Source organism: Mycobacterium sp. E3298 (genome assembly GCF_001666895.1).
In the GTDB taxonomy this organism is placed as follows: domain Bacteria; phylum Actinomycetota; class Actinomycetes; order Mycobacteriales; family Mycobacteriaceae; genus Mycobacterium.
In genome coordinates, this window is record NZ_LZJB01000459.1 from 1 (window position 1) to 3,915 (window position 3,915).

Below are 3,915 nucleotides of genomic sequence, written 5' to 3' on the forward strand. Positions count from 1 at the left end.
GTCTCGCCGAAGTAGCGCAGGTGCACCTTGGACGACTTGTAGGAGCAGTGCTCACTCCACATCACCGAGTACATCGCCAGCTCGGTGTCGGTGGGTCGGCGGCCCAGGATCTCGCGGATTCGCTGGTACTCGTCGTCTTTAAGGCCCAGCTCGCCGAAGGGCTGCGGCTGGTCGGGGCTGGCGGCGGCGTGCTCGACGGTGTCGATCGCCTGGGTGCGGGCGCTCGTCCCGGGGACTGTCACGCCAGACAGTCTAGGTCGGCGCTCCCGTCACCGTCGGCTCGCCGTGGAGGCTATTGGCCGACGACGCAGAAGACGTTCCCCTCGGGGTCGGCCAGCACCACCCAGCGAAAATTGTCGCCGAACTCATGCCGGCCGACCTCGGTGGCCCCGGCGGCCGTCAGCCGAGACGCCTCGGCATCCACGTCGGCGGGCCCGAAGTCCAGGTGCACGCGGTTCTTGCCCGGGGTGGGGTCGGGCACTTTTTGGAAGCCGAGCCGCGGTCCTTCCGGCAAACTCACCACGGTGAACTCGCCGGCGAGCAGCTCCTGCGTCGTGCCGCCGAACTGCTCGGCCCACCAGCCGCCCAGCCGCGCCGGATCGCTGCAGTCGAAGGTGATCATCTCCAGGTTGAGCGCCATACCGCCTGACCTTAGGCCTCGAAATGGCCCAGTTGAAGGGGTCGCCGTCCCGGGTCGCCCGGTGGTCAGTCGACGGTCACGAAGTCGGCCATCATCGCCATGTCTTCGTGTTCGAGGTTGTGGCAGTGCAGCAGGTATGAACCGGTGTAGTCGGTGAACCGGGTGAGGACTTCAACGGCTTCGGCTGGGCGCACATCGACGGTGTCCTTCCATCCCATGTCGAACCGGCCCGGCGCACGGCCGTTGCGGGAGAGCACGCGAAAGGAATTCAGGTGCACATGAACGGGATGGTGGAACTCGGTGATGAACCGCCAGACTTCTGTGGTGCCGAGCTTAGGGCGCACCAGCGGCCGGCCCGGTTGATAGGCCAGGTCGTTGATCGTCCACACCCCTTTTCTGCCGAGGCGAAAGAGGAACGTTCGCGTGGCCACGCGGGCCTGTGGGTCGAGACCCGGGACGCTTCCGCTGAGCCGGTCCGGGATGGCCGAATCGTCGGCACGGTCGGCGCCGACGATGTCGAATCGCATGACCTCGCCAGCGCTTTCGCCACCCAACCGGTTGAGCAGCCGCACTTGTGTTCCCACCGGGTAGCGGCCGAAATCGACCACCACGTCGAATCGTTCGGCCGGAGCGATGTCGATGTAGTCGTGGCCCATGGGTCGCGCCAGTAATCCACCGTCACTGCCGACCTGCACCAGCGCCGAACCGCCGGGTGGTTGCGGGTCCAGCTGCAGCCGGTAGCGACGGGCGTTGGATGCGTTCAAGAGCCGCAGGCGGTAACGGGCGGGGTCGGTCGACAGCACCGGCCACGGCGCACCGTTGACGAGGATGACGTCGCCAAGGACGCCGTTCATGTACTCACCGGTTGCTCCGCCGCCGACGGCGCCCGGGTAGCGAAAGGAGCCATCGGCGGCGAACGCGCGATCGGTGATCATCAGCGGCACGTCCCGCCGGCCGCGTGGCAGCGGCAACGCGTCTTCCTCGTCGTCGTGGACCAAGTGGAATCCGGCCAGGCCGCGCCACACCGCGGCGCCGGTGTAGCCCATGCGGTGATCGTGGTACCACAACGTAGCGGCCCGCTGGTTCAGCGGGTAAACGTATTCGCGCTGTCCGACAACGCTGTTGCGCGCCATGACGTCAGCCCCGAGTCGGACGCCGGGCGGCAGGATGAAGTCGGTCGGGTACCCATCGTGGTCTTCCGGTGTGTGGCCGCCGTGTAGGTGCACCACAACCGGCACGGGCAGGGCGTTGCGGTGCCGCACGACGGTGCGTCGGCCGGACCGCGAAGCAATGGTCGGGCCGGGAAAGCTCGTGTTGTAAGTCCACGCCGCCGTAGGCAGCCCGGGCAGTATGCGCAATTGCGTGGCCTGCTGGGTGATCTCGTAGTAGTCGGCGTGAGCGTCGCTTCGAACCGGCGCCAATTGTTCCGGGATCGGCAGTGGGACTTGATAGCGATCGGGAAACCTGGTCTGGCTGCGTATCAGCCGTCCTGACTCGGCGGGGCCCAGCAGCGCGCCGGCGAGCGGCCAGCCGGCGCCGACGAAACCGATGCCCGCCGCCGCGGCGCCCAGCCGCAACGCGCCACGCCGATTCATCGGATCGGTTCCCGCTCGGCCGGACGCGAGCGTGCGGCCAGCGGCAAACGCCAGACCGCGGCAGTGAGCTGGAAGATCCCCACGATCAACAGCACTCCGAGCGGAACGTGTAAGCCCGTCAACCGCAATTCCCCCGAGGCGAACTCGGCGACGAAGAGGAGGGTCACGAGGGCCCCGAGCGCCGCCGGGCGTCGCGGCCCGCCCGTCCTGCTCACAATCACCAGCACCGCGACCTGAACGACGGAAAGCACCGTGGTCACCCTCGCGCCGACCGAGTGCAGCATCAGTGCGTCGTATCGGCCGCCCAGAAAACTCCCGGCGAACGCGGCTTGCACCAGGGCCAGCAATGCCAACGTCGCGCTGGTGGCACGGGCGATCAAACGGGGCCAGCGCGGGCCATGCCAGTCATCGGCTGTCATCAGTCCTCCCAGAGATTGCGCACTCAAGAGATGACGACGAGACGGCGCCGCAAAAAGTTACGCACGCATGTGTAACTTTCCGCGCCACCGACCCGTCCTTGGATACGGGTTGCTGATGACCGGCTCCCCATTGCGGCGGACCCACCGGCTGCGGTTCCACCGCAACGAAATTCGCGACAGGAGAAGAGATGTCCCACCCGACGCCCCCTCGTTGGCTGAAGCCGATGAACAGGTTCATGATCGCGCTGCAAAAACTTGGCATACCGACTGGACCGCCCATGGTTTTGACGGTGCCGGGCCGCAAAACGGGTCGGCCTCGCAGCACCCCGATGACGCCGTTCACCCTCGACGGGCACCTCTATGCCGTGGCCGGATTCCCCGGAGCCGATTGGGCGCTCAACGCCCGCGCCGCCGGCGCAGGAACGCTCGGCAAGGGCCGAAAGACGCGGCGCGTCAGGATAACTGAGCTGACCGCCGAGCAAGCTCGCCCGGTGTTGCGCCAATATCCCGCCGAAGTGCCGGTCGGTGTGGGCTTTTTGAAACGCTCCGGCCTGGTACGCCAGGGCAATCCCGAAGAAGTCGAGGCGCTGGCGGGCCGGATCGCCGTGTTCCGACTAGACCCGATCCCGGCGAACTGACGCCGAACGATCCGCCACCGACCGACCAGATATGGAAGGCGCAACATGCACACCGCGTACCTCGTCATGACGATAGCTGCCATCATTTTCAACGGACTTTCCGGCGTGAGCGCGCTGGTGCACTTCGCGCCGATCATTCCGCCCATGCAACGCGCGGGCGTCCCGGTGTCCTGGCTGACCTTTCCGATCGGCACGCTGAAAACCCTTGGCGCCCTTGGACTGATCGTCGGCCTGTCGGTACCGGCAGTCGGCGCGGCCGCGGCGGCGGGGCTGACAATCTTCTTTGTCTGCGCGATGTACACGCACGTCCTCGCCCACGACATCTCCGGACAGTTCGCACTGGCGGGGTTCCTGCTTGCCGTCAACGTCGCGACCTTGACGCTCACCGTGATGGCGCACCCGGTCGTGCTCTAGCACGGCCAGCTCGTCAGGCCGCCCTACGGCGTCGGCGAAAGGAACGCTTCCATCGCCGCCGCGTAGGCGGCCACGTCGTGCGCGCCCATCAACTCGCGCGCGGAGTGCATGGCCAGCTGCGCGGCGCCGACGTCGACGGTCGGGATGCCGGTCCGAGCCGAGGCCAACGGCCCGATCGTCGATCCGCAGGGCAGATCGGCCCGGTGCTC

5 protein-coding genes and 2 pseudogenes are annotated in these 3,915 nt (G+C 67.2%); 2 read left to right on the forward strand and 5 right to left on the reverse strand.

Annotated features, from left to right (window positions below; all coding sequences use genetic code 11):
• The 4 genes and pseudogenes from A9X05_RS21310 to A9X05_RS21325 form a co-directional block, all read right to left on the reverse strand.
• Positions 1 to 242, reverse strand: a pseudogene (locus tag A9X05_RS21310) (phosphoribosylformylglycinamidine synthase II); the annotation flags it as partial.
• 50 nt (positions 243 to 292) lie between these two features.
• Positions 293 to 640 (reverse strand): VOC family protein, encoded by a 348-nt coding sequence (locus tag A9X05_RS21315; RefSeq protein WP_067783945.1) that lies wholly within the window; start codon positions 638 to 640, stop codon positions 293 to 295.
• Between the two features lie 65 nt (positions 641 to 705).
• Complete coding sequence (locus A9X05_RS21320) at positions 706 to 2,235, reverse strand: multicopper oxidase family protein (protein ID WP_067783946.1); 1,530 nt, start codon at positions 2,233 to 2,235, stop codon at positions 706 to 708.
• Positions 2,232 to 2,654, reverse strand: coding sequence for a hypothetical protein (locus A9X05_RS21325; protein ID WP_067783948.1), 423 nt, complete (start codon positions 2,652 to 2,654; stop codon positions 2,232 to 2,234). The genes A9X05_RS21320 and A9X05_RS21325 overlap by 4 nt, the downstream gene beginning before the upstream one ends.
• A 188-nt stretch (positions 2,655 to 2,842) precedes the next feature.
• Between A9X05_RS21325 and A9X05_RS21330 the strand changes: the two genes are divergently transcribed.
• Both A9X05_RS21330 and A9X05_RS21335 read left to right on the forward strand, forming a co-directional pair.
• On the forward strand, positions 2,843 to 3,292 hold the full coding sequence (locus A9X05_RS21330; protein ID WP_067783950.1) for a nitroreductase/quinone reductase family protein: 450 nt from the start codon (positions 2,843 to 2,845) through the stop codon (positions 3,290 to 3,292).
• 45 nt (positions 3,293 to 3,337) lie between these two features.
• A complete protein-coding gene (locus A9X05_RS21335) occupies positions 3,338 to 3,706 on the forward strand; it encodes a DoxX family protein (protein ID WP_067783952.1) in 369 nt (122 codons plus the stop codon).
• A 23-nt stretch (positions 3,707 to 3,729) separates the two neighbouring features.
• On the opposite strand, the pseudogene A9X05_RS21340 reads toward A9X05_RS21335, so the two are convergent.
• Positions 3,730 to 3,915, reverse strand: a pseudogene (locus A9X05_RS21340) (M18 family aminopeptidase); the annotation flags it as partial.